This window comes from Pseudomonas sp. AAC, from assembly GCF_000725445.1.
GTDB classification, from domain to species: Bacteria; Pseudomonadota; Gammaproteobacteria; order Pseudomonadales; family Pseudomonadaceae; genus Pseudomonas; species Pseudomonas citronellolis.
The window spans coordinates 156,700-181,721 of sequence record NZ_KL647102.1 but is presented as its reverse complement, the minus strand read 5'-3'; the positions used below and the strand labels follow the sequence as shown (position 1 = coordinate 181,721).

General features: G+C 68.5%; 22 protein-coding genes. 11 read left to right on the top strand and 11 right to left on the bottom strand.

Annotation, left to right across the window (positions count from 1 at the left end):
• Positions 1 to 91: 91 nt before the first annotated feature.
• The 4 genes from FG99_RS28315 to FG99_RS28300 all read right to left on the bottom strand — a co-directional run bounded on the left by FG99_RS28315 (position 92) and on the right by FG99_RS28300 (position 3,545).
• Positions 92 to 1,111 carry a DUF6160 family protein gene (locus FG99_RS28315; RefSeq protein WP_009617413.1) on the bottom strand — a complete coding sequence of 340 codons (1,020 nt, stop codon included), beginning with the start codon at positions 1,109 to 1,111 and terminating at the stop codon, positions 92 to 94.
• Between the two features lie 43 nt (positions 1,112 to 1,154).
• Entirely contained in the window at positions 1,155 to 1,700 is a 546-nt protein-coding gene (locus tag FG99_RS28310; protein WP_043273526.1) for a DUF6160 family protein, read from the bottom strand.
• Between the two features lie 14 nt (positions 1,701 to 1,714).
• On the bottom strand, positions 1,715 to 2,779 hold the full coding sequence (locus tag FG99_RS28305) for a hypothetical protein (RefSeq protein WP_051879335.1): 1,065 nt from the start codon (positions 2,777 to 2,779) through the stop codon (positions 1,715 to 1,717).
• A gap of 160 nt (positions 2,780 to 2,939) precedes the next feature.
• Positions 2,940 to 3,545 (bottom strand): hypothetical protein, encoded by a 606-nt coding sequence (locus tag FG99_RS28300; RefSeq protein WP_009617406.1) that lies wholly within the window; start codon positions 3,543 to 3,545, stop codon positions 2,940 to 2,942.
• Between the two features lie 191 nt (positions 3,546 to 3,736).
• Here FG99_RS28300 and mksB point away from each other — a divergent pair, with 191 nt between their 5' ends.
• The 5 genes from mksB (at position 3,737) to FG99_RS28275 (ending at position 11,246) form a co-directional block, all read left to right on the top strand.
• Positions 3,737 to 5,014, top strand: a complete 1,278-nt coding sequence (gene mksB, locus FG99_RS28295) for an Mks condensin complex protein MksB (RefSeq protein ID WP_043273525.1) — start codon at positions 3,737 to 3,739, stop codon at positions 5,012 to 5,014.
• Entirely contained in the window at positions 5,004 to 5,723 is a 720-nt protein-coding gene (gene mksE, locus FG99_RS28290) for an Mks condensin complex protein MksE (RefSeq protein ID WP_043273523.1), read from the top strand. The genes mksB and mksE overlap by 11 nt, the downstream gene beginning before the upstream one ends.
• The gene (gene mksF, locus FG99_RS28285) at positions 5,720 to 8,557 is read left to right on the top strand and encodes an Mks condensin complex protein MksF (RefSeq protein ID WP_043273521.1); all 2,838 of its coding nucleotides are present in this window, start codon (positions 5,720 to 5,722) and stop codon (positions 8,555 to 8,557) included. The genes mksE and mksF overlap by 4 nt, the downstream gene beginning before the upstream one ends.
• 122 nt (positions 8,558 to 8,679) lie before the next feature.
• Positions 8,680 to 9,687 (top strand): iron ABC transporter substrate-binding protein, encoded by a 1,008-nt coding sequence (locus tag FG99_RS28280; RefSeq protein ID WP_009617396.1) that lies wholly within the window; start codon positions 8,680 to 8,682, stop codon positions 9,685 to 9,687.
• Positions 9,687 to 11,246 carry an ABC transporter permease gene (locus tag FG99_RS28275; protein WP_043273520.1) on the top strand — a complete coding sequence of 520 codons (1,560 nt, stop codon included), beginning with the start codon at positions 9,687 to 9,689 and terminating at the stop codon, positions 11,244 to 11,246. Before FG99_RS28280 ends, FG99_RS28275 begins: the two co-directional genes overlap by 1 nt.
• 398 nt (positions 11,247 to 11,644) lie before the next feature.
• On the opposite strand, the gene FG99_RS28270 is transcribed toward FG99_RS28275, so the two are convergent.
• The 5 genes from FG99_RS28270 to hrpB form a co-directional block, all read right to left on the bottom strand.
• Positions 11,645 to 13,948: a PqiB family protein gene (locus FG99_RS28270; RefSeq protein ID WP_043273519.1), complete on the bottom strand. Its 2,304-nt coding sequence runs from the start codon at positions 13,946 to 13,948 to the stop codon at positions 11,645 to 11,647.
• Positions 13,941 to 14,561: a paraquat-inducible protein A gene (locus FG99_RS28265; RefSeq protein WP_009617390.1), complete on the bottom strand. Its 621-nt coding sequence runs from the start codon at positions 14,559 to 14,561 to the stop codon at positions 13,941 to 13,943. The genes FG99_RS28270 and FG99_RS28265 overlap by 8 nt, the downstream gene beginning before the upstream one ends.
• Positions 14,548 to 15,204 carry a paraquat-inducible protein A gene (locus tag FG99_RS28260; RefSeq protein ID WP_043273518.1) on the bottom strand — a complete coding sequence of 219 codons (657 nt, stop codon included), beginning with the start codon at positions 15,202 to 15,204 and terminating at the stop codon, positions 14,548 to 14,550. The genes FG99_RS28265 and FG99_RS28260 overlap by 14 nt, the downstream gene beginning before the upstream one ends.
• Before the next feature lie 117 nt (positions 15,205 to 15,321).
• On the bottom strand, positions 15,322 to 15,711 hold the full coding sequence (locus FG99_RS30915; protein WP_051879367.1) for a helix-turn-helix domain-containing protein: 390 nt from the start codon (positions 15,709 to 15,711) through the stop codon (positions 15,322 to 15,324).
• 88 nt (positions 15,712 to 15,799) lie between these two features.
• Positions 15,800 to 18,316, bottom strand: a complete 2,517-nt coding sequence (gene hrpB, locus FG99_RS28250; protein WP_043273516.1) for an ATP-dependent helicase HrpB — start codon at positions 18,314 to 18,316, stop codon at positions 15,800 to 15,802.
• Between the two features lie 168 nt (positions 18,317 to 18,484).
• Here hrpB and FG99_RS28245 point away from each other — a divergent pair, with 168 nt between their 5' ends.
• The 3 genes from FG99_RS28245 to FG99_RS28235 are packed head-to-tail and all read left to right on the top strand — an operon-like array spanning position 18,485 to position 20,311.
• Positions 18,485 to 18,901 carry a hypothetical protein gene (locus tag FG99_RS28245; protein WP_009617385.1) on the top strand — a complete coding sequence of 139 codons (417 nt, stop codon included), beginning with the start codon at positions 18,485 to 18,487 and terminating at the stop codon, positions 18,899 to 18,901.
• Position 18,902: 1 nt separating this feature from the next.
• Positions 18,903 to 19,418 (top strand): DinB family protein, encoded by a 516-nt coding sequence (locus FG99_RS28240; protein WP_051879333.1) that lies wholly within the window; start codon positions 18,903 to 18,905, stop codon positions 19,416 to 19,418.
• Positions 19,419 to 19,420: 2 nt separating this feature from the next.
• Entirely contained in the window at positions 19,421 to 20,311 is an 891-nt protein-coding gene (locus FG99_RS28235; RefSeq protein ID WP_371263888.1) for a cation diffusion facilitator family transporter, read from the top strand.
• On the opposite strand, the gene FG99_RS28230 is transcribed toward FG99_RS28235, so the two are convergent.
• Positions 20,304 to 21,467: a DUF6515 family protein gene (locus tag FG99_RS28230; protein WP_043273515.1), complete on the bottom strand. Its 1,164-nt coding sequence runs from the start codon at positions 21,465 to 21,467 to the stop codon at positions 20,304 to 20,306. The two genes, FG99_RS28235 and FG99_RS28230, sit on opposite strands and share 8 nt — an antisense overlap.
• Before the next feature lie 443 nt (positions 21,468 to 21,910).
• Between FG99_RS28230 and FG99_RS28225 the strand changes: the two genes are divergently transcribed.
• Both FG99_RS28225 and FG99_RS28220 read left to right on the top strand, forming a co-directional pair.
• The gene (locus FG99_RS28225) at positions 21,911 to 22,390 is read left to right on the top strand and encodes an Lrp/AsnC family transcriptional regulator (RefSeq protein WP_009617381.1); all 480 of its coding nucleotides are present in this window, start codon (positions 21,911 to 21,913) and stop codon (positions 22,388 to 22,390) included.
• Positions 22,391 to 22,916: 526 nt separating this feature from the next.
• Positions 22,917 to 23,120 (top strand): DUF2788 domain-containing protein, encoded by a 204-nt coding sequence (locus FG99_RS28220; protein ID WP_009617380.1) that lies wholly within the window; start codon positions 22,917 to 22,919, stop codon positions 23,118 to 23,120.
• Between the two features lie 7 nt (positions 23,121 to 23,127).
• On the opposite strand, the gene FG99_RS28215 is transcribed toward FG99_RS28220, so the two are convergent.
• Entirely contained in the window at positions 23,128 to 23,736 is a 609-nt protein-coding gene (locus FG99_RS28215) for a pseudouridine synthase (protein WP_043273513.1), read from the bottom strand.
• 97 nt (positions 23,737 to 23,833) lie between these two features.
• Between FG99_RS28215 and FG99_RS28210 the strand changes: the two genes are divergently transcribed.
• Entirely contained in the window at positions 23,834 to 24,880 is a 1,047-nt protein-coding gene (locus tag FG99_RS28210) for an MBL fold metallo-hydrolase (RefSeq protein ID WP_043273512.1), read from the top strand.
• Positions 24,881 to 25,022: the final 142 nt, after the last annotated feature.

Below are 25,022 nucleotides of genomic sequence, written 5' to 3'. Positions count from 1 at the left end.
GGGCATCCTGCGGGCGCAGGGCTAAACGCAACGGAGCGGAATTGTCGCGTGAAACGCGCCCGACGGAAAGGCCGGCCGGCGGATGGGCCGCTCAGCAGCCCTTGTTCATGCCGACGCAGGTGTCCTGGCGGGGGATGCCGTTGAAGGCCTGGTTGAAGTCGATGTTGATCGGCGAAACCAGATTGCCGTTGGCGTCGCGGTACTTGGGCATGTTCATGAAGGCGCCCTTGAGCGCGGTGATCATCTGCCCGGAGTCCATGTCGCGCCACTGCACGTCCTGGCTCTGCAGGGAGATGAAGAAGCCCTTGGCGGCGCCGGCCAGGCCGGCCTGGCTCAGGTCGCCCACCGGCAGCGACTGGAACTGGCTGAGCTTGAAGCAGGTGGTAATGCCAAGGATGGCGCAGCTGTTGGAGGTGAACAGCCCGGTGACGATGTCCGTCCACAGCGGCACGCAGCCGTTGGTGCAGTCCAGCCGCGAGCCGTTGGTCATGCCGGCGTAGGTGCCGCGCACCGGGTCGCTGGCGCCGCCGGAGGTGACCAGGCCGGCATCCGCCTCCACCGTGCTGCTGCGGTAGATGCCCGCCAGGCCGAGCAGCAGTTGCTGCCCTACCGTGGCCTTGTTGTAGATGGCGTCGGCAGTGCCCTTGATGTGCACCGGAATGTTCCCGGTCAGCGACTGGATGTCGCCGGAAAGCACGCCCTTGGCCTGGTTGAAGCCGATGCGCACGCCGACCATCTTGTTGCCGTCGTAGGCGAACTCGACGTAGGGATCGACGATGGTGAAGGGGTTGATCTGCCCGGTCTGGTTGTTGACCGTGCCCAGGGCGAAGTTGTTGATGGAGATGTCCGCGCTGTTGGCGGCTTCGCCGGCGCGGTCGTAGAGGCCGAGCTGCAGCTTGTTCATGTTCAGCTGCGTTTCCACCGTGGCGCCGATGTTCAGCCGGGTGTAGTTGATGCCCGCGGCGGCGTCGGTGGCCAGGTTGATGAAGGCCTGGCCGGTGACGTCGGACAGCTGGCTGTCGCTCAGCGCCCGCAGCTCGGCGTTCGCGCCGCCGGCCAGGCACAGCAGCACGCCGGCCAGCAGCAGGCGCCGTACGCAAAGGAAGGTCATGGGTTTTCCCCCTGGAGCTTGGTCCCGGCCATGGGCGCTCCCCTCATCGGGCCGGGACCTGGAACAGGTTGAGGTTGCCCTGCACGTGCAGCACGCCGTCGACGCGGGCGCTGAGCAGGTCGGTCTGCACCAGGCCGGCATCGGTGCTGCGGGCCTTGTTGGCGCCGGCCAGGGTCAGGCTGACGCCGTTGAAGTTGACGTCCTTCAGGCCGACCCGCAGGACCTGGCGGTTGAAGGCGGCGCCGTCGCCGCCGAAGCCGCTGTTGATGGAGAGGATGTCCACGGTGACCTCGTCGAAGCTGAAGGTCCCGCTGATGTTGTCCAGCACCAGGAAGTTGTTGCCGCTGCCTGCCGGCTGGATCGCCACCCGCGCGCCGCAGCCACCCGGGCAGCGGGTGATGCTGGGGGTCTTCTGGATGTTGACCGTGACGCCCAGGCTCAGGCCGTCCTGGCCGACCACCTGGCCGAGGTCGTCGTCCGGCAGGGTGCGCAGTTCCGCCTGGGCGAGCGGGCCGGCCAGCATCGCCAGCAGGGCGACGGCGGCGGCCCGGAGCCGGCGGCGGGTCGGAAGCAGCGGTGGAAAGCTCATCGTGCCGTGCTCCGTCAGAGGTTGTGGGAAGTGACTTTGAGGTAGTTGAAGCTCAACCCGGACAGCTCGCTGCGCCCCAGGTTGACGCCGCCGGTCGGCACCGCACCGTAGGAGGCCCGGGTGCCGCCGATGTTCAGGTTGTCGATCACCAGGCTGGTGCGCGGCGCGTTGGCGTAGAAGTCCGCGGCGTTGGCCGCGGTCAGCATGGGCAGCTCGAAGGTGAAGTTGCCGTCGGCGGTCACCGACAGCAGCAGCGGCTGGGACTTGCCGTAGCCCAGGGCGACGCTGGCGTAGGCGTTGGTCAGGTAGACGCTGCGCGCGGCCTTCTCCGCCGCGCTGGCGCAGTTGGCGTTGCCCGCGGCGCAGGAGAGGATGTCGAGGGTCTTGGCATAGAGGTTCAGGCGCAGTTCGCCGACCAGTTGGCTGCGCGCGCTGGAGCCCCACAGGCGCAGGTAGCTGCCGTCCATCGCCAGGTCCTGGAAGTCCAGGGCCAGCACGTCGGTGCGGGTGCCGCCACTGACCGGCACGGTGAAGTCGAAGCGCGCGCCCAGGTCGACCTTCTCGCTGGCGCGGCTCGAACAACCGCTGCCGGCGCCGGCGAAGCCGCTGATGCAGGGCTGCCCGGCATTGTTGGCGATCAGTGGCGGGAAGGCCAGTTCGAGCACGTCGGCGTCGCTGGGCAGGGTGTTGACCACGCGGCCGTCGGCGAGCTGGGTGGTGAGCAGCGAGCCCTTGGCCAGGTTGAGCTTGAAGGGATAGGTCAGGCGGCCGATGGTCACCGGCTGCAGGTTGCTGCCGTGGTTGCTGCCGGTGGCGCCCAGGTAGAGGTTGCGCACCGCGATGGAGACGTCCTTGCCGTTGGGGTCTTTCAGCCCGGTGATGTTGGTGGTGGCCTTGCTGCCGTCGATCATGGCGTTGTCCACCACGAAGCCGATGCCGGCGCCCTGCACGTCGGACAGCTGCTCGTCGTCCAGGGCGACCATGTCGGCGCGCGCCGCCAGGGCCATCCAGGCAAGGCAGGCGCCGGTCGCCAGCGCAATGCGGGCGGGGCGCGGAAGGCTGATACGGCTGCTGGCCATGGCCACCTCTTGTTCTTTTCTCGTTCGCCGACCAAGGGGCAAAAGCCCTGTCTGCCACTATAGGGAGTCGCCGGCCCTTGCGGCCCGACCCATAGTCGAGAATCGCCTGCTGGCAGGTGGCCGCCGTGTTACCCAAGGTCACACCGGCGTAACAGCCGCGTCAGCCGTGGCGGAACAGCCCGATCAGGTGCTCGGCGATGGCGCCTTTTATGGCCTCCAGGTTCAGCCGCGACTGCGCCTGCAGCTTCGCGCTGTTGAGCCGGTGCAGGTGCAGCGAGGGCATGCGCGCCTCGTACTCGCGCAGGTCGCCCTTGACCAGCACCGGCAGGAAGGGCTCGTCGCGCATGCGGTAGCGGCGGATCAGCAGCTTCAGGCCGTCCTGGAACGGCAGTTCGGCGGAGCCCACCAGGCGGTGCTCGCCGGGGATCTTCAGGTACAGGCCGCTGTGGCCCATGGTCTCGCCGGGCAGGATGTGGATGCCGGTGGGCTCCACGGCATCGGCGGGGATGTCGTGGAAGGTGTCGAACCAGGCCTGCTCGTTGGGCAGGATGGTGATGCCGCCCTCCTGGCTCTCGGGGATCACGAAGCTGTAGTTGCTGTAGAGCTTCTCCACGTAGGAGGAATAGATGCACAGGCGGTTCTCGAAGCGCCTGAGGAAGTCGATGGCCTCGCTGCGGTCGGTGATGGCGTCCAGGTCCCAGTCCAGGTCGTCCTGGCGCTCCAGTTCGGCCCAGCGGGCCTTGGCGAGTGCGGCGTCGTAAGTCATGGCGGCAATTGGCTAGTGGCTGTTAGCCAACTGGCAGAAAACATGCCAGGAATTTCAGGGGGTTAACGCCGTTTTTCAGAGCCGTGGCGACATCCCGCACGGCGTAAACTGCCGCGTTTCGTCACCCCTTCCGCCGCGGGCGGACCTTTGCAGTACAATCGCCCCCTTTACCGGTCAACAGCGGCTACCCGATGATCGACCCCCGACGCGTACTGCGCGCCCTCGCCGAACACTGGGCCCTGCTCGAACCGCTCTGCGAGCGCTTCGACAGCGGCACCCTGGCCCTGGCGGAGCTGCGCCTGCAACTCACGGCGCAGCTGCCCGAAGGCAGCCCGGCGGACGTCACCGCCCTGCTCGACCAGTGGATCCGCCTGGACATCCTGGTGCCGGTGGCCAAGAGCCCCAACCGCTTCGAGCTGAACGCCCAGATCCACGACTTCCTCGCCTACCTGCGCCACGAGCACCGCCTGGGCCTGTGCCTGGAGATCGAGGCCTACCTGCGCCACCTGGAGCGCCTGGCCGGCTACATCCGCGACGCCTTCGAGGTGCGCGACGGCAACGACCTGGCGCGCCAGCTGCGCCTGCTCGACATGCGCGTGCGCGACGTGCTGAAGAAGCTGGCCAACGACGAACAGGCGCTGATCGCCGTGGCCGAGCGGGCCAAGACCAGCGACCGGCAGATTCCCCTGCGCCAGCGCTACGCCGAGGTCCTGGCGACCTGGGACGAGTACGTCGAGCCGATGATCCAGTTGGTCTCCGCCGACGGCGCCTTCGAGCAGGGCGTGCGCCGCGTCGAGCAGGTGCTGCTGCGCCTGCTGGGCGAACAGCAGCGTCTCGGCCAGTTGGTGGACGACGACCAGTTGCTGCGCACCCACGCGCGCATCCTGGAGATGCAGACCACCGCCCAGCTCACCCTGCGCCGCGCCCGCGAGCTGCTGCTGCCGCTGCGCGAGGAAGCCCGCCGGCACAACGCGATCACCCGCGGCGCCGCCCTGGCCCTGTCGGTGATCCGCCGCAAGGGCATCGACGCCGTGCCCCAGGCCTCCCTGCCGCTGTTCACCCGGCCGCAGAGCACCTTCCTCGGCAGCGCCTCGCAGGTGGAAAGCTACGTCTTCGCCCTGGCCCGCTTCGAGCCCAAGCCCGCGCACTTCCCCAAGGCGACCGGCAAGCGCGGCGGCGACGGCCCGCGCAACGCGCCACGCACCGCGCGGGAGATGCTCGAGCGCTGCCAGGCCGCCCTGCCGCTGCCGGACCTGATGGTCTGGCTGCTGCAGCAGGAGCCCGAGGGCGCCACCGACGAGCTGCTCTACTGGTTCTCGCGCCTGTCGCGCGACGGCCGCTTCCAGCGCGAGCGCCTGGAGCGCCGTGACTACGATACCGCCCAGCACAGCGTCAGCCTGTGCTCCTTCGCCCTGCTCGCCGCCCCGAGCGGCAAGGCCGACAAAGCGAGCGAACCCCATGCAAATTAATCTTTCCGAACTGACCCAGCTCGGGCCGATCTTCCGCGAGCTGTTCAAGGGCTTCCACATCAGCCGCCGCGACCCCGAGCTGTACAGCCAGCTGTCCAACCAGCAGGACCAGTACCGCGCACTGTTCCGCTCGCTGGGCTTCGAGCTGGTCTGCGACACCCGCGGCTTCTACTACTTCGTCCCCGAGCAGATCGGCGCCCAGGTCAACAAGACCGCCCAGCGCCTGGCGCTGTTCACCTTCATCCTGGTGGAACACCTGGCCGACCAGGGCCGCGACCCGCTGGCCGTGCTCGACGGCGGCAGCATCGGCCGCGACGAGCTGCCGCCGCTGCTGGAGAAGTACCGCGACCTGTTCCTGCAGGCCGAGGTGACCACCCAGGAAGAACTGGAAGAGAAGGTCATGCGCCGGATGACCCAGCTCGGCTTCGCCGCCGAGGACAACGGCGTGTACCGCTTCCTGCCGCCTGTGCACCGCTTCCTCGACGTCTGCCTGTCGGTGCAGCAGGACCGCGACCTGGCCGCCAGCCTGCACGCCAAGGACCTGGCCTACGTCGCCCCGGCCCTGGCCGAGGAGGACGAGGAGCCGATCGTCAGCCTGGAAGAACCCGCCGAGCCGGCCGCGCCGCTGGTTGAAGAAGCGGAAAGCGAGGAAGACGCCCTCGCCCGCGCCATCGCCGAAGAACAAGCCGACATGGAGGCCCAGGCATGACCCAGGAACGCTACGGCATTCGCCGCTTCGCCCTGCTCAACACCGCCGGCTACAGCCTCGGCGTGTTCCCCCTGGAGCAGCCGCTGTCGGTGTACGGCGCCAACAACCTCGGCAAGTCCGCCTCGATCAACGCGCTGCAGTTCCCGATCCTGGCGCGCATGTCGGACATGAGCTTCGGCAAGTACAGCCTGGAAGCCTCGCGCAAGTTCTACTTCGCCACCGACACCAGCTACATCCTCATCGAGCTGGAACTGCCCCACGGCCGCCACGTCATCGGCTGCGGCGGGCGCGGCCCGGGCGGCGGCTTCGGCCACCAGTTCTTCGCCTACCAGGGCGAGCTGGACCTTGAGCACTACCAGAAGAACGGCACCTGCCTGCGCCTGCGCGAGCTGTATGCCAGCCTGGAGCGCGCCGGCCTGAAGGCCTACGAACTCAAGCCCGACGAACTGCGCCGGCTGCTGGTCGGCGGCCACACCTCGGTGCCGCTGGACCTGACGCTGATCCCGCTGCGCTCCACCAGCGAACAGAGCCTGAAGACCTTCCGCTCGCTGTTCATCAACCTGCTGCACATGCGCGAGATCACCGCGGCCAAGCTCAAGCAGCTGTTCCTCGACGCCTTCGAGCACAGCCTGCGCTCGGGCAGCGTCGACTACATCGCCGCCTGCGAGGAAGCCTTCCGCGACGTGCGCCGCATGGAGGGCGACTACCAGGCCCTGGTCGCCGCCGGCCCGCTGGTCGAGGCCCTGGCCAACGGCGTGCAGCAGCGCGAATTCCTGCGCGGCAAGATGCACCGCCTCTCGCCGCTGCTCGACAACCTGCTGGGCACCTGGGAAGACTACGCCGGGGCGCGCAAGGAAGAGCTGGTGATCCAGGCCGAGCACTACCGCAGCGAGCAGGACGGCCTGCAGAACGAACAGCGCGGCGGCACCGCCGAGCTGATGCGCCTGGAGCGCGAGATCAGCGAGATCCAGCGCTGGATGGGCGAGCTGGCGGTGCTGAAGAACCGCTTCGCCCTGGTCGACGACGCCAAGGTCCTGGAGCAGCAGCTGCTCGCCGCCAAGGACGCCCACGACGAACTGGCCGGCGCCCTGGCCCACTCGCGGCAGTTCTCCAGCGAAGACCTCGACGAGCGCGTGCGCGATCTGGAGAAGCGCGTGAAGAGCGTGCGCCAGCAGCTCGAACACGCCGACAACAACAGCTATGCGCGCCTGCGCGAGGAATTCTCGCAGCAGGACGTGGAGCGCCTGATGCGCCTGTTCAACGGCGCGCTGTTCAGCCTGCCGCTGGGCGACAAGGGCGTGAGCCTGGACGAGGAAGGCCAGTGGGTCGGCAGCGTCGAGAAGATCCTCGACGCCTTCAAGGGCGAGCGCTTCGAAGTGCCCGGCCTGTCCATCGACCTCTCGCACATCGAGCCGCCGGCGCTGCAGGCACTGGCCGATCGCGCCGCCCTGCGCGACCAGAAGGAGCGCCTGGAGAAGGAGCTCAAGCAGCTCAGGACGCAACAGGCCGTGGCCGCCGACCGCAACGCCAGCAAGGCCCAGGCCGACAAGCTGTACCAGGACGTACTCGACGCGCAGAAGGCCCTGGAAGACTTCCGCCGTAGCGAGACGCTGAGCGCCGAGGAACCGGCCAAGCTGGAAAAACTCGCGCAACTGGAAGCCACCCAGGACGAGCTCAAGCGCTCGGCCGACGCCTTCACCGAGCGCGTCCAGCAGCTTTCCGCCAAGCTGCAACTGGTGGGCCGCCAGCTGGCCGACCTGGAAGCCAAGCAGCGCACCCTCGACGACGCCCTGCGCCGCCGCCAGCTGCTGCCCGCCGACCTGCCGTTCGGCACGCCGTTCATGGAACCGGTGGACGACTCCCTGGACAACCTGCTGCCGCTGCTCAACGACTACCAGGACACCTGGCAGCAACTACAGCGCATCGACGGCCAGATCGAGGCGCTGTACGCCCAGGTGCGCCTGAAGGGCGTGGCCAAGTTCGACAGCGAGGACGACCCCGAGCGCCGCCTGCAACTGCTGATCAACGCCTACGCGCACCGCACCGACGAGGCCCTGACCCTGGCCAAGGCGCGCCGCGCGGCGGTGACCGACATCGCCCGAACGCTGCGCAACATCCGCAGCGATTACGACAACCTCGAACACCAGCTGGCGCTGTTCAACCGCGAGATCAACAAGCGCCAGGTGTCGAACCTGCAGAGCTTCCGCATCGTGCTGGCGCCGAACAAGGAAGCGCTCAAGCACATAGACCAGATCATCCACAGCGCCGGCCAGTACGAGGAAGGCGAGAACCTCTCGGTGTTCGACCTGACGCAGAGCGCCGAGCAGGATGCCAAGAACGAGGAAGCCAAGGACTACCTGTCGCGCCTGGTGGCGGCGAACAACAACCAGCTGGGCCTGAAGGACCTGTTCGAGCTGGCGTTCGAGATCACCAAGGTCGGCGGCCAGCCGATCGTCCACACCGACATCGACGGCGCCGCCTCCAACGGCACCACCATGACCATCAAGGCGCTGACCAACATGTACCTGTTGCTGCACCTGATGGACCGCGAGCAGGCCGGGCGCATCCGCCTGCCCTACTACCTCGACGAGGCCGCCGACATCGACGAACGCAACCAGGCCGCGCTGCTGGAAACCAGCCTGCAGCTGGGCTTCGTGCCGATCCTGGCGAGCGTCAAGCCGCAGGTATCGGCGCAGGTGGCCATCGACCTGGAAGGTGGCAGCGGGCCCAACGGCATCTACATCGACGAGGCCGACTGGAAGTTCATCCGCCGCCGCGAACTGGCCGTCGACCACCCCGCCGCCACGGCCGAGGAGGCCGCGGAACCGGCCTGAGCGCCCCCGCCGCCGGCGCGCAGCCGGCGGCGGCATTCATGAGCAGGCTATGGAGTTTGGCCGGAAAGGCCAGGTTACATATAATGGCTTGCATTCTCATTGGCGACACCACGGGAGTTTCCATGTCTGTTCGTCTGCTCGCCGGCGTCAAGGGCGCTGTCCTGGCCTGCCTGCTCGGCGGCCTGTCTCTGCACGCCGCTGCCGATCCGGTCACCCTCACCCTGTACAACGGCCAGCATGCCGCCACCGGCATCGCCATCGCCAAGGCCTTCACCGACAAGACCGGCATCCAGGTCAAGATCCGCAAGGGCGGCGACGGCCAGTTGGCCAGCCAGATCACCGAGGAAGGCGCGCGCTCGCCGGCCGACGTTATCTACACCGAGGAATCGCCGCCGCTGATGCGCCTGTCCGGCGCCGGCCTGCTGGCCCCGCTGGACGCCGGTACCCTGGCCCTGGTCGAGGCGCAGAACGCCGGCGGCAAGGGCGACTGGGTGGGCATCACCGCCCGCGCCCGGGTGCTGGCCTACAACCCGAAGAAGATCGACGAGAAGGACCTGCCCAAGAGCCTGATGGACCTGTCCGACCCGCAGTGGTCCGGGCGCTTCGGCTTCGTTCCTACCAGCGGCGCCTTCCTCGAACAGGTTTCCGCGGTGATCAAGCTCAAGGGCCGCGACGCCGCCGAGGACTGGCTCACCGGGCTGAAGGCCTTCGGCTCCATCTACACCAACAACGTCACCGCCATGAAAGCCGTGGAGAACGGCGAGGTCGACATGGCGCTGATCAACAACTACTACTGGTACACCCTGAAGAAGGAGAAGGGCGAGCTGAACTCGCGCCTGTACTTCTTCGGCAACCAGGACCCGGGCGCGCTGGTCACCGTCTCCGGCGCCGCCGTGCTCAAGTCCAGCCAGCATCCGCAGGAGGCCCAGCAGTTCGTCGCCTTCATGCTCAGCGAAGAGGGCCAGAAGGCCATCCTCAGCCAGTCCGCCGAATACCCGCTGCGCAAAGGCATGCAGGCCGACCCGCAGCTCAAGCCGTTCGCCGAGCTGAACCCACCGCAGCTCAGCCCCGCCGACATGGGTGAGGCCAAGGACGCGCTGGACCTCGAACGCGACGTCGGCCTGAACTGATGTCCATCGCCGCGCCCGTGGTCCAGGCCCGCGGCGGCCACGGGCGCAAGGCGCCGCTGTGGCTGCTGCCGCCGGTGCTCCTGCTCGCCCTGCTGGCGGCGCTGCCGCTGTTCTACGTCGCGGCCAAGGCCTGGGACTCGGGCTGGCACCTGGCCTGGGAACTGCTCTGGCGGCCCTACGTGTTCCGCCTGTTCGGCAACACCCTCAAGCTGCTGGTGCTGGTCACCGTGCTCAGCGCCCTGCTCGGCCTGGCCTGTGCCTGGCTGGTGGAGCGCAGCGACCTGCCCGGGCGGCGCTACTGGAACGTGCTGCTGTGCCTGCCGTTCGCCATCCCCTCCTTCGTCAGCAGCTTCACCTGGGTATCCCTGAGCCCGGCCTACGAGGGCCTGGGCGGCGCGGTGCTGGTCATGGCCATGTCCAAGTACCCGCTGGTGTACCTGCCGCTGGCCGCCACCCTGCGCAACCTCGACCCGTCGCTGGAGGAAAGCGCGCGCATGCTCGGCGTGTCGCGCCGCCAGGTGTTCTGGCGGGTGACCCTGCCGCTGCTGCGCCCGACCCTGGCCGCCACCAGCCTGCTGGTGGCGCTGCACATGCTGGTGGAGTTCGGCGCGCTGTCGATCCTGCGCTTCCAGACCTTCACCACGGCGATCTACCAGGAGTTCGAACTGGAGTTCAGCAACGCCACCGCGGCCATGCTCTCCTCGGTGCTGCTGGCGCTGTGCTTCCTGCTGCTGTGGCTGGAACTGCGCATGCGCGGCCGCGGCCGCCTGGTGCGCACCGGCCAGGGCAGCGCGCGGCAGGCCGAGCGCGTTCACCTGCACGCCTGGAAATGGCCGCTGCAACTGCTGCTGGTGGCGCTGGTGGTGATCGGCACCGGCATCCCCATGGCCATGCTCGGCTACTGGCTGCTCACCGGCGCCTCGGCGGCCTTCCCGCTGCTGGAGATCGGCCAGGCGCTGCTGTCGTCGCTGTCGCTGTCCTTCGGCGGTGCCCTGCTCGGCTGCCTGCTGGCGCTGCCGGTGAGCATCCTGGTGGTGCGCTACCCCGGCCCGCTGGCGCGCTGGGCGCAACGCCTGCCCTACCTGCTGCAGGCCCTGCCGGGGCTGGTGATCGCCCTGTCGCTGGTGTACTTCGCCCTGCACTACGTGCCGGACCTGTACCAGACCAGCGCGCTGCTGCTGATCGCCTACGCCCTGCTGTTCCTGCCCCTGGCCCAGGCGCCGATCCGCGTGGCCCTGGAAAAGGCCTCGCCGCAACTGGAAGAAGCCGCCCGCACGCTGGGCCAGACACCGCTGCGCGCCTTCCTGCGCATCACCCTGCCGATCATCTCGCCGGCCATGGGCGCGGGGTTCGTGCTGGTGTTCCTCGACAGCATGAAGGAGCTGACCGCCACCCTGGTGCTCGGGCCCACGGGGCTGACGACCCTGGCTACGGCGGTGTGGGTGCATACCTCGACGCTGGAGTACGCGGCGGCGGCGCCCTATGCGGCGTTGCTGATTCTGATTTCCGGGGTGCCGGTGTACCTGCTGACGACGCGGGCGGCGCGGAGTGGGCGCTGAAGCGGGAGCGCTTTCGTAGGAGCGAGCTTGCTCGCGAACCAAGCTCCTTGTGACATAGGCGCGGTGGGACACTCTGTTCCCTCTCCCTAACCCTCTCCCTGAAGGGAGAGGGGACCATTGGGCAGACGCTGGTGCTCCTGAGTCAGCCGGCAACACCGAAAGCTACCGGCTGAAACCATCACTTCTCTCGGCACGGACAAGCCCCCTCTCCCTTCAGGGAGAGGGCTGGGGAGAGGGTGCTCTTTGAGCCAAACACCAAGCCGCCTGTTGTTCGCGAGCAAGCTCGCTCCTACGAAAATCAAAAGCCCCGCACATCCCAAGCAAAAACGCCCCGCCGGTCTCCCGGCGGGGCGCTTGGTCTCGGATAAGCGGCGTATAACCGCGAACGGTTATACGCCCTACTCGCCCACCGCCTTCCCCAACGGAATCTTCGGCGCCCACTGCAGCCACTCATCCTGGTATTCGTCGAACAATGCAAAGGTCTGCCCCGGCCGTGCCGCGGCGCCCATCTGCGCATTGTCCGGCGTAGCGAAGGCCACGCCGCCGGCGAGGATGGTCTCGAAGGACTCGGTACGCACCTTCACCCCCTTGAACAGCCCGGCATCCACACCCACCCCGCTGGTGTTCCAGAAGCGGCTGCCGGTGCGCACCAGGGGCGCGTAGCGCGGCTCGATGAGGATGTGGATCAGCACCCGGTCGCCCTGCTCGCCCAGTTCGAAGGAGGTCACCTTGCCCACCTGCACCTCGCGGTAGGTCACCGGCACGCCCGGCTTCAGCGAGCCGCGGCGGGCGGCGCTCAAGGTCAGGCGCAGGCCGTCGGCGTCGAGCAGGCGGTTGGGCTGCTGCGCCAGCAGGTTGAAACTGTTCTGCGCCGGGCCCGGCTTGGCCGCCGGCAGCACTTCGATATACGGGCCGCTGACCAGGGTGCCGAGGTTCTCCGCGCCGCCCAGGCCCAACTGCGCCGAGACCACCCAGAAGCGGCTGCCCTGGCGGGCGATGCTGTCCTGGGCCTTGATCAGGCGCGCCTTGAGCACCACGCCGCCGAGGTCGCGGCTGAGGTCCACCTGTTCCACGCGGCCCACTTCCAGGCCGCGGTAGCGGATCACCGTGCCCTCGCGCAGGCCGTCGGCCGAGTCGGCGCGCAGCTCGATCAGTTGGCCCTTGGCGTGGGCGCTGTCCTCGCTGTCGTAGAGGGCGAAGCGGCGCACCTTGGTGATGGGCGCGGCCTTGGGGTCGGGAGTGTCGAAGGCGATGCCGCCGCTGATCAGCGTCTGCAGCGATTCGCTCTTGAACTTGATGCCGTTGAGGTCGCCGCTCAATGTCACGCCGCTGACGTTCCAGAAGCGCGTCGAGGTGTTCACCAGGGCCGCGTATTCGGGCTCGATGTGCACGCCCACCACCACCCGTTGGCGATCGCGGGACAGCTGGTAGCTCTGCACGGTGCCGACCTTCATCTGCCGGTAGAGGATGGGCGTGCCCACCTCCAGCGAGCCCAGGCGGTCGCTGGTCAGCACCAGGTGCAGGCCGGGCGCGTCGAGGTTCAGCGGCGGTGCCTTCGGGCGCACGGTGAACTCACGGGTGGGCTCGCCCTCCTTGGAGAAGCGCACGGCGATGTAGTTGCCCTTCACCAGCGCCTCCAGCCCGGTGATGCCGGCCAGCGAGATGCTCGGCTTGACCAGCCAGAACTCGCTCTTGGCGTTGAGGAACTCCTCGGTGCGCGGGTCCATGGACAGGGTGGCGGTGGCGCCGTTGAAGTCCTTGTTCATGTCGATGGCCTTCACCGTGCCCACCTGCACGCCGTTGTACATCACCGGGGTGCTGCCGGCGGAAAGGCCGCTGACGTCGTCCACCTTCAGGCGCACCGCCAGGCCCGCCTGGGCGGCGTCGTAGTCCTCGTAGAGGCGGAAGGGCTTGGTCGGGTCGGTGGGCGGGCTGTCCGGGTAGCTGTCCGGGGTGGCGAAGGCGATGCCGCCGGCGGCGATACTGGCCAGCGACTCGGTGCGCAGCTTCAGGCCGCTGAGGCTGCCGGACAGGGTGATGCCGCTGGCGTTCCAGAAGCGCGTGTGCTTGCGCACCAGGTTGGCGTAGGCCGGCTCGATGTGGATCTTCACCTCGATGGTCTTCTGGTCGTCGGCCAGCTGGTAGCTCTTCACCTGGCCGACCTGGATCTGCCGGTAGTAGATGGGGCTGCCCTGCTCCAGCGAACCCAGGCGCTCGGCCTTGAGCATCAGGTGCAGGCCGGGCAGGCTGTCGGACAGCGGCGGCGGCTCCTTGAGCGCGACGAAGTCGTGGTTGAGCTCGCCCTTCACCGGGTCGACGGCGATGTAGTTGCCCGACACCAGGGTCTCCAGCCCGGTCACCCCGGCCAGGGACACGCGCGGCTTGACCAGCCAGAAGCGCGTGCGCTTGCTCAGGTACTCGATGCTTTCCTTGCGCATCTCGACCACCGCGGTGACGCCCAGGGTAGGCTTGTTCACGTGCAGATCGACGACCTTGCCCACGGCGATGCCCTTGAAGATCACCTCGGTCTTGTTCGGCTGGATGCCGTCGCCGCTCTCGAACTGGATGTTGATGGTCACCCCGGCCTGGTCGTAGGCGCGCCAGGCCAGCCAGGCGCCGATGGCCAGGGCGATCAGCGGCAGGATCCAGATCGCCGACCAGTTGGTGGTCTTGCGCAGTTTCGGGGTGGGGAGTTCACTCATCGTCGTTTTCCGCGTCCGTGTTATCCCAGATCAGCCTGGGATCGAAAGTCACTGCCGCCAGCATGGTCAGCACCACCACAGTGGCGAAGGCGGCTGCACCGAGGTTCGCCTCGATGCTGGCCAGGTTGCCGAAGTTCACCAGGGTCACGAGGATGGCGATGACGAAGATATCGAGCATCGACCAACGACCTATCCACTCGATGAAGCGGTACATCAGGATGCGTTGCCGCGCCGACATCGGCTGGTGGCGCTGCACCGAATAAAGCAGCAGGGCGATGCCGACCAGCTTGAAGGTCGGCACCAGGATGCTGGCGACGAACACCACCGCGGCCACCGGGATCATGTCCGCGTGGATCAGCTCCACCACCCCTTCCATGATGGTCGCCGGGGTGCCGCTGCCGAGGAAGTTGACGGTCATGATCGGCAGCAGGTTCGCCGGGATATAGAGGATGGCCGCGGTGATCAGCAGCGCCCAGGTGCGGGTGAGGCTGTTCGGCCGCCGCGCATGCAGCACCGAGCCACAGCGCGAACAGTGCTGCGGCTCCTCGTCGGTGGCGCGGTTGAGCTGGTGGCATTCGCCGCAGGTCAGGATGCCGGCGTCAATGGCCCTCATCGTCGAACTCCCCGGCCAGCGATTCCCACACCTGGTGGCGCGACATGGTCACCTCCAGCCATATCTGGCTGAGCAGCAGGCCGATGAAGCAGGCCAGGCCCACGCCGATGTGCAGCTCGGCCATGTCGATCAGTTTGACGATGGCCACCAGGATGCCCATCAGGTAGACCTCCAGCATGCCCCACTCGCGCAGGTGCTGGTACCAGCGCAGCAGTTGCATGGCCTGCGCGCGCGCCACGTCGAAGCGCAGGCTGCAGAGGACGAACAGCTGGCACAGCAGCTTGGCCAGGGGAATCACCATGCTGCACAGGAACACCAGCACGGCCACTCCGTGCATGCCCGAAGCGTACAGGCCAAGCACCCCGCCCCAGACGGTGTCGATACCGACCTGGCCGAGGATGTCGATCTTCATGATCGGCAGGAAGTTGGCCGGGATGTAGAGGAAAAGCGCGGTGAGCACCAGCGCCATGGCGCGGCGCACCATGTGCGGCCGGTGGATTTCCAGCTCGTAGCCGCAGCGCGGGCAGACCGAGCGGTTGCCCGTGGGGACCGGCTCGCGGCGCATCAGCAGGTCGCATTCATGGCAGGCGATCAGCTGCTCCAGCGGCAGGTCTTGCAGCGCACGGCTGTCGGTTTCGGACATGGGGGGACTCAGGATGGTTTGTGCCTATTGTAGACGAGGCGGCCCCCGCGGCGCTGCGCCCGCAGCGCCTCGGAATCGGCCGAAAAGCCGCTCGCGGGGCTTGCCATCGGCGGTGTTTCAGGCCCTGGGTTTCCCAGTGGCTCCTGCCGCCGCCCGGCGCTTTGCCATGGCGGGGCTGGTGCCGCGTGGAAGGAACCGGCCCTCGGCCTTGGCGGGCCGCGCCGGGAGTACCGCATCAGCCACGATCGCACCCAGCGTCATCCGCATGCCGAATTTGTTGAGGATGCCATTGAGCGTCCCGATGGTGGGGTTTCCCTTGTCGCTCTCGAGCTGGTAGAGCGCCTTCGTCGATATCCTGCACATGGCGGCGAAGGTGTCCTGGTCGAGCCCGGTGACCTCGACGCGCAACCGGCGAATGGAAACACCGAGCGACTCCCGCCCCTGCACATTCGCCCGCAGAATGTCGTCGATCAGCCGCTGGCGCTCCTCGGTGGTGATGTTCCTCATAGCAGGCCCCATCAGCCTTTTTCGGCAATAAAATTCCGGTTCATCCCTTCCGCCCCCTATAAATCGGCATTTTAATTCCGACTCACATTCATTTGCGCGGCTTGGCCCGGGCGGTGGGTTCGGCGATCAGCGGATCGTCCGGCCAATAGTGCTTGGGGTAGCGGCCCTTGAGGTCCTTCTTCACTTCGGCGTAGGTGCTGCGCCAGAAGTTGGCCAGGTCCTGGGTCACCTGCACCGGGCGCTGCGCCGGTGACAGCAGGTGCAGTTTCACCGCCAGGCGGCCGCCGGCGATGCGCGGGGTGTCGGCCAGGCCGAACAGTTCCTGCAGGCGTACCGCCAATACCGGCGGGAATTCGCTGTAGTCCAGGCGGATGTTCGAGCCGGACGGCACCTGCAGGGTGCGCGGCGCCAGCTCGTCCAGGCGCTGCGGCAGCGGCCAGGGCAGCAGGCCGTGGAGGATGCCGGGCAGCTCCAGGTTGGCGAAGTGGGCCAGGCGCGAGACCTTGCCCAGGTACGGCAGCAGCCAGTCCTCCAGCGAGGCCAGCAGGGCCGCGTCGCCGACGTCCGGCCACTCGCTTTCGCCCTTGTCTTCCAGGTCGAGACGGCGCAGCAGGTTCACCCGCGCCTGCCACTGGCGCAGTTCCGGGGTCCAGGGCAGCAGTTCCAGGCCCTTGCGCCGCACCAGGCCGAGCAGCGCGCGGCTGCGGGCTTCGGCGTCGAGGCCGGGCAGCGCCTCGCGGCTGAGCACCAGTTCGCCGACCTTGCGCTGGCGTTCGGCGCGCAGCACGCCTTCGCGCTCGTCCCAGTCCAGTTCGTCATGCACCTTCACCTGCTCGGCCAGCACAGTATCGAACAGCGCCGCGTCCAGGGCGGCGGCCAGGTAGATGCGTTCTTCGCGCTGGCCCTGGCGGCTGCCGAGGTCGGCGACCACCAGCCAGGGTTCCTTCATCAAGGCGTCCGGCTCGCCGAACTGCGCGGCGCGGCCGTTGGCCAGGCGGTATTCGCCGCCGCCCTCGCGACGCTGGCGGGCCACGCGGTCGGGATAGGCGAAGGCCAGCAGCGCGCCCAGCCAGCGCGGGTGGTCGGTGTCGGCCACCGCTTCGCTCGGCTTGCCGCGCAGGTAGCCGCGGAACTGCCGGGCCAGTTGCTTGGCCCGTTGCACTGCGCCGCGACTGGCGCGGTTGCCGGCCGACTCACCGGCGAGCAGCGCCGTGCGTTCGTGCAGGTCGGCGCCGGCGCCGCGCAGGATGTCGCGCTCGCCCAGCAAGGCGGCGACATCACAGGCCAGGCTGCCCAGGCCCAGCGCCTGGCCGCGCAGCAGCAGGTGGGCGATGCGCGGGTGCGCCGGCAGTTCGGCCATGGCCTGACCGTGGGCGTTCAGCGCGCCGCTGTCGTTCAGTGCGCCGAGACGCGCGAGCAGCTCGCGGGCCTGGGCGTAGGCCGCGGCCGGCGGCACGTCGAGCCAGGCCAGTTCCTCCGGCGCCACGCCCCAGCGGCCCAGTTGCAGGGCCAGGCCGGCGAGGTCGGCCTGGAGGATTTCCGCCGTTCCGTAGGCCGGCAGTTGCTCGTGCTGCGCCTCGGACCACAGGCGGTAGCACACGCCCGGCTCCAGGCGCCCGGCGCGGCCGGCGCGCTGGGTGGCCGAGGCGCGGGAGATGCGCTGGGTCTCCAGGCGGGTCATGCCGCTGCCCGGGTCGAAGCGCGGCACCCGCGCCAGCCCGGCGTCGACCACCACGCGCACGCCGTCGATGGTCAGGCTGGTCTCGGCGATGTTGGTGGCCAGCACTACCTTGCGCTTGCCGGGCGGCGCCGGCTCGATGGCGGCGCGCTGGGCGGACAGTTCCAGCTCGCCGTGCAATGGGCACAGCAGCACCTCGTCGCGCCCGGCCAGGGCCTCGCCCAGTTGCTCGGCGACGCGGCGAATCTCCGCCTGCCCCGGGAGGAACACCAGCAGGCTGCCGGGCTCGTCGGCCAGGGCCTGGAGCACCGTCTGCACCACCCGCGGCTCGACGAATTCGCCAGCCTGCCAGGGCCGTCCCCAGCGCAGCTCCACCGGGAACATGCGCCCCTCGCTGCGCACCACCGGCGCCTCGTCGAGCAAGGCGGACAGCCGCTCGCCCTCCAGGGTGGCGGACATCACCAGCACCTTCAGCGGCGTATCGCGCAGCAGTTCGCGGCCGTTCAAGGTCAGCGCCAGGGCCAGGTCGGCGTCCAGGCTGCGCTCGTGGAATTCGTCGAAGATCACCAGGCCCACGCCTTCCAGCGCTGGGTCGTCCTGCAGGCGGCGGGTGAGGATGCCCTCGGTGACCACCTCGATGCGCGTCTTCGGCCCTACCCTGCTGTCCAGGCGGATGCGGTAGCCGACCGTGTCGCCGACCTTCTCCCCCAGCTCCGCGGCCAGGCGCTCGGCCGCGGCGCGGGCGGCCAGGCGGCGCGGTTCGAGCATGAGGATGCCCTGCCCGGCCAGCCAGGGCTCGTCGAGCAGCGCCAGCGGCACCCGGGTGGTCTTGCCGGCGCCGGGCGGCGCCTCCAGCACGGCCTCGTCGCGCTCGCCCAGGGCCTGGCGCAGGGATGGCAGAATGGCATCGATGGGAAGGGCATTCATGGCTATATTTCATCCACCCTTAAGCACGCGGAAATAACGAACCGGCGATTATAACGGCGAACCACGGCCGGCCCGCCGCAGTCCTATGCAACAAGGAGCAGCGGCCGACGATAGAGGCCCCTGCGCCGCATTGATATAGTTGCTCGAAGCCTATTCCGGAGGTCCTAGATGCGTCTTGCCACCCGAGTTTCCTGCGCGGTTCTCAGCGCAGCCCTGCTGAGCCAGCTGGCCGCCTGCGGCACCCTGTTCTACCCCGACCGCCGCGGCCAGATCGACGGCCGCATCGACCCGGCCATCGCCGTGTTCGATGCCATCGGACTGTTGTTCTACATCATCCCGGGGCTGATCGCCTTCGGCGTAGACTTCGCCACCGGAGCCATCTACCTGCCGGACGAGAAATACTCCGTCGCCCCCGAGAAACTGCACGAGGCGGTCGGCGCCGACGGCCAGGTGGACCGGACTAAACTCAAGGCAATCATCGAACGCGAGACCGGCCGGGCCCTGCCGCTGGACGACCCACGCCTGATCCAGCGCGTCGGCAACCCGCAGCAGCTGGCCAGCCTGGGGCTCAAGCTGGAGGGCTGACATGCACGCGGCACTGGGGCGCCACCTGGAAAAACTCCTCGACTACCACCTGTGGGCCCACGAACGCATCCTCGAGGCCGTCGCGCCCCTGGACGAGGCCGCCTACCGCGAACCGCGCGGGCTGTTCTTCGGCAGCCTGCACGGCACCCTCAACCACCTCGCGGTGGGCGACCGCATCTGGCTCGATCGCGTCGAGGGCCGGCCCTGGCAGTTCACCCGCCTGGACAGCGAGGCCGCGCCGGACCGCGCCGCCCTGGCCGACTTCCTCCGCGAAGGCGTGCAGGGCTGGAAGCAGTGGCTGGCCCGGCAGGACGAGCGCGACCTCGGCAAGCTGCTGGAATACCGCAACATGGCCGGCCAGGACCACCGCCAGAGCCTGGCCGACATCGTCCAGCACCTGGTCAACCACGGCACCCACCACCGTGGGCAGATGAGCGCCGCGCTCACCGCCCTCGGCCAGCCGGCGCCGCTGCTCGACTACATCTACTTCCTGCCACTGCGCCAGGACACCCGCTGAACTTGGACAACCGACGCGCCCGCCTGCTGCACCTGGCCACCAGCGCCTCGCTGGCGGTGGCCGTCACCCTGGTGGTGGCCAAGGCCCTGGCCTGGTGGCACAGCGGCTCGGTGAGCCTGCTGGCCGGCCTGACCGACTCCCTGCTCGACGGCGCCGCCTCGCTGCTCAACCTGCTGGCGGTGCGCTATTCGCTACGCCCGGCGGACGACGACCACCGCTACGGCCACGGCAAGGCGGAGTCGCTGTCGGGCATGGGCCAGGCGCTGTTCATCTCGGTCAGCGCGGTGCTCATCGGATCCCAGGCGCTGGACCGCCTGCAGCACCCCGAACCGCTGGGCGCCACCGGCTGGGGCATCCTGGTGATGCTGTTGTCGCTGGCGCTGACCGCCGCGCTGCTGGGCGTGCAGCGCTACGTCATCAAGCACACCGGTTCGCTGGCGGTGCAGGCCGACTCGCTGCACTACCGCTCCGACCTGCTGCTCAACGGCAGCATCCTGGTTGCCCTGTTGCTGGCGCACTACGGCTTCCCGCGGATGGATGCGGTCTTCGGCCTGGGCATCGCCGCCTACATTCTCTGGAGCGCCGTGCGCATCGCCCGCGAGTCAGTGGCGGTGCTGATGGACGAGGAACTGCCGGCGGACGTCAGCGAGCGCATGCTCGAACTGGTGCGCCAGGTGCCCGGAGTGGTCGGCGCCCACGACCTGCGCACGCGGATTTCCGGCGATCGCTGGTTCGTCCAGCTGCACCTGGAGCTGCCCGGCGACATGCGCCTGTCCCAGGCCCACACCCTGTGCGACCAGGCCGTGCTGGCGATCCGCGCCGAGTTCCCCCGGGCCGAGGTGCTGGTGCACGCCGACCCGCTGGAAGTGGTGGGCCGGGAAACCATCAGTTGATGCTGTAGCCGCGCCCCTGCAGGCAACTGCCCAGCGCGCCGCGGTAGGTATCCACGGCCTGCTGCGACGGCGCGTAGCCGGCCATGGCCGGGTCGAAGCCGCTCTGCCCGACCGCCCAGGTGTGGCACTCGTAACGGTCCTGGGCCTGCTGCTGCGGGCTCTGTCCGTACATCGGGTAGGCGATCACGTCGTAGGGATTGCCCGTCGGCAGCGGGGCCTGCGCCACCTGCGGCGGAGGTGGCACCACTTCGTAGGTCTGCGAGGAATTGTCGAACAGGTAGTAGGTGCCGGCAGCGAGGAAGTACAGCATGCTGCCGAACCACAGTTGCTCGGCGTAGGACGGCAGGTAGCGCACCCGCACGCCGTAGGGCGGCGCCACCACCACGTAGCGCACGCCATGGGGGCGGTACCAGTAGCCGTCGTTGAAGAAATAGTCGCTGCCGCGCCAGGGCACCCGGTAATAGCCCGAGGGCACGCGGTCCACCACATAGCCCGGCCGCCAGTTCGACGGATGCGGCCCCCAGTTGCCGCCCGGGCGGCCATGCCAGGCATTGCCGGGCGCGGGCGGCGGCCGGCCCTGCCAGGAACCGCCTCCGCCGGAAGGCCGGCCGGGGCCGTGGCCATTGCCGCCACCCTGGTTGGGGCTGGACCACTGGGTGGTCCAGTTCCCGGGACGGTGGTCGGGGCCGCGGTCGTCATGACCGGTGGCGGGGCGGCCCGGCGATTGGCCGTTCCAGTCGTTCTGGGGTCGGCCTTGTCCCTGGCTGGCCTGGTTGCCCTGGGGCCGGCCTTGCCATTGACCGCCCTGGTTGCCCTGCGGTCGGCCTTGCCATTGGTTGCCCTGGCTGCCTTGCGGCCGGCCTTGCCACTGGCCGCCCTGGTTGCCTTGCGGCCGGCCCTGCCACTGGCCGCCCTGGTTGCCCTGCGGCCGGCCTTGCCATTGGTTGCCTTGGTTGCCCTGCGGACGCCCCTGCCATTGGTTGCCCTGGTTGCCCTGCGGACGGCCCTGCCACTGGCCGCCCCCATTTCCGCCACCATGCCCACCCTGTCCGCCATGGCCGCCCTGCCCGGGCCCCTGCCCTTCGGCGAAGGCCTGGCCAGCGATGGCCAGTGACAGCAACCCAACGGATGCCAGACGCCAGATGCCCGACTTCATGAATGCCTCGCAGCGGCCTGCCGGCCGATCTCACTCGTTTGCATGACAGATAGACAACCGCGCAGACCGCGCATCCCCGGGGCCAGGGTAAAGTCAAGGTAAAGGTCGGCGGGCAAATCGCAGGCAAGAAAAAAGGGAGGTCGGTGACCTCCCCTCGGGGAATTCGTCCTGGCTCGTCGCTTCTGGCGCCGGCTCACCTCGCTCCACCTTCTGGGCGGTGCGTAGCCCGGTGGCCTGGGCGACCCGATCGGGTCGACAGGCCGCGATGCGCCTGATTGGGCGGATCGCCGTGGACGTATGGGTCCGGGCCGTGATTTCTGGAGCCATGTTACGGGGAGCGAAGCGGCAGCGGATTGCGAAGATTGCGCATCGAACTACCAATTGCGCAATAAATCACCAAGAATGTATAAAAACATGCAAGTCGATAAATTTTCGAGGCCACAATGAACAAACTGGACCGCTACGACCTGCGAATCCTCGCCGAATTGCAGCGCGATGCGCGCATCTCCAACCAGGAGCTGGCCGAACGCATCGGCCTGTCGCCCTCGCCCTGCTCGCGGCGCGTCAAGCAACTGGAAGACGACGGCTACATCCTGCGCCAGGTCGCCCTGCTGGACAGCAAGAAGCTCGGCCTGAGCCTCACCGCCTTCGTCCTGATCGGCATGGACAGGCACACCCCGGAGCGCTTCGAGCACTTCCAGTCGATCATCGCCCAGTGCCCGGAGGTGCTGGAGTGCAGCCTGGTCACCGGGATGGATGCGGACTACCAGCTGAAGGTGATGGTGCCGGACATGGAGCACTACCAGCACTTCCTGCTCGGCACCCTGACGCGCATCGAAGGCGTGACCAGCGTGCGGTCGAGCTTCGTGCTGCGCAACATCATGGCCAGCACCGAACTGCCGCTGGAGCACCTGCGCAGCTGACCCGGCAAATGTAGGAGCGCGCCCTGCGCGCGAATCGCGGGCAGGGCCCGCTCCTACAGGGGACCGGCGCGGCTGGGGCCGCGTAGCGGATCTCATCCGCGATCCGCGCCGATACCTCCGGCAAACACAAGACCCGTAGGATGGCGTTGAGCGAAGCGATACCCATCACCACGACCGCATGGGTTTCGCCAAGGCTCACCCCATCCGTTGAGGCGCGCCTTGGCGCAGCCGGCAAGACAGTTGCTCCTACCGTCCAGGCGGGCACGGCTCGCTCCTACGAAGGAGGTCCGCTGCGACAAATGCGCGCACCCCGCGTCCTGCCAGCGCCGCCCGGCGCTCGACTATTTCCCGCCAGGGCCGCTGCGGCGGGACTTCTTCGGCCGCTGCCGGCCCCGCGCGGGAAATTCTGCTCACTTTCTGCACGGCGCTGATCAACCGACGACCAAGCCCTTATAATGCCGCCCGTCCTCGCGACCGCCGGACCTTCCGGCCCCCACTCAAGCGCCCGCGCCGGGCAGGAGCAGCAATGAACGAGAGTTTCGAAGACTGGATGATGTACGGGCTGGTCAGCGCCCTGGTCCTGTTCATGGCCTTCATCGTCTGGGACCTGGCCAAGAAGTCCAAGGCCGGACGCATGGGCACCATGGTGCTGTTCTTCGCCCTCGGCCTCGGCGTCTTCGGCTTCCTGGTCAAATCCTTCGTGGTCGCCGGCCTGGAAGGCGGTTTCTGATCCGGCCCTAGGGCTGCGCCTCGCGCCACTCCCCCGGCTGCAGCCCGTCCAGGCTCCAGGGGCCGATGCGCACCCGCACCAGGCGCAGGGTCGGCAGGCCGACGGCCGCCGTCATACGCCGCACCTGGCGGTTGCGTCCCTCGCGGATCACCAGTTCCAGCCAGGCAGTGGGCACCGACTTGCGGAAACGCACCGGCGGCACCCGCTCCCACAATTGCGGCTCGTCGATGCGCCACGCCTCGGCCGGCAACGTCGGGCCATCGTTGAGCTGCACGCCTTCGCGCAGGCGCTGCAACTGCGCCTCGTCCGGCTCGCCCTCCACCTGCACCCAATAGGTCTTCGGCAGCTTGTGCTTGGGGTCGGCGATGCGCGCTTGCAGGCGGCCGTCGTTGGTCAGCAGCAGCAGGCCCTCGCTGTCGCGGTCCAGGCGCCCGGCGGGATAGACGCCGGGCACCGGCACGTAGTCCTTGAGCGTCGCCCTGCCCTCGCCATCGCTGAACTGCGTCAGCACGTCGAACGGCTTGTTCAGCAGGATCAGCCGCGGCTGCTCCGGCGGAGCCTTGGCGACGCGGCGGGGAGCGGGACGGCGGGAGGTGGGACGAGGCGGACGGGGCATGGGCAGGAAACGGCAACGAGTCGGCGGAGCACAAGGATGGGCCGGCATGCTAGGTTGTGCCACCGTTCCCCCGCAAGAGCACGCAGAGCATCCCACCATGCCCAAGGCCCGTCGCTCCCCCTGGCTGATCACCCTGCTCAACCTCGCCGGCCGCCTCGGCGGCGGCTACAGCGGGCCGCAAAGCCCGAACTTCGACGGCCTGCGCTTCCGCAACCTGGACGCCAAGCCGCACCACGGCTTCCGTGAATTCCTCAAGTGGCAGCTGGAGCGCGACAGGCAACTGGCCTGGATCGAACAGCCCGGCGCCGAACGCCGCCCGGAAACCCCGGCGCAGGTCAGCGGCGAGGAACTGCGCGTCACCTACATCAACCACGCCACCCTGCTGATCCAGCACCGCGGCCTGAACATCCTCACCGACCCGCTGTGGTGCGAACGCACCAGCCCCTTCAGCTTCGTCGGCCCCAAGCGCCACCACCCGCCGGGCCTGGCCCTGGACGAACTGCCGCCGATCAACCTGATCCTGGTCAGCCACAACCACTACGACCACCTGGACGTCGGCAGCCTGGGCGAACTGGCCCGGCGCTTCCCGCAAGCCAAGGTGGTGACCGGCCTGGGCAACGCCGAGCTGATCCGCGCCTGCGGCTTCGTCGACGTGCACGAGCTGGACTGGTGGCAGAGCCTGCCGCTGCACGAGGGCATGCTGCTCACCGGCGTGCCGGCGCAGCACTGGTCGGCGCGCTCGCGCTACGACACCAACCGCACCCTGTGGCTGGGCTTCGTGCTGGAATCGGCGGACGGTCCCGTGCTGTTCCCCGGCGACACCGGCCTGGGCCCGGAATTCGCGCTGATCCGCGAACGCTTCGGTCCGATGCGCTTCGCCGCGCTGCCCATCGGCGCCTACGAACCGCGCTGGTTCATGCGCCACCACCACATGAACCCGGACGACGCCGTGCAGGCCCACCGCACGCTGGAATCGCAGTGCAGCATGGCCATCCACTTCGGCACCTTCCGCCTCAGCGACGAAGGCCAGTTCGCCCCCGTCCACGACCTGGCCCGGGCGTTGGATGAACAGGGCGTGGAAAGCCAGGCGTTCCGCGCGCCCAAGCCGGGGGAGCAGTGGTTGGTGGGGCGGATGGGTGGGTGAAGGGGCCTAATGCTTGTTCGCGAGGGGAGTCTCCCGGAACCATTGGTGCCGACCTGAACGCAGCCCCTCTCCCCAACCCTCTCCCTGAAGGGAGAGGGGGCTAGTCCGTGCCAACGTTGAGGACGTGCCTCATGGAGAGATC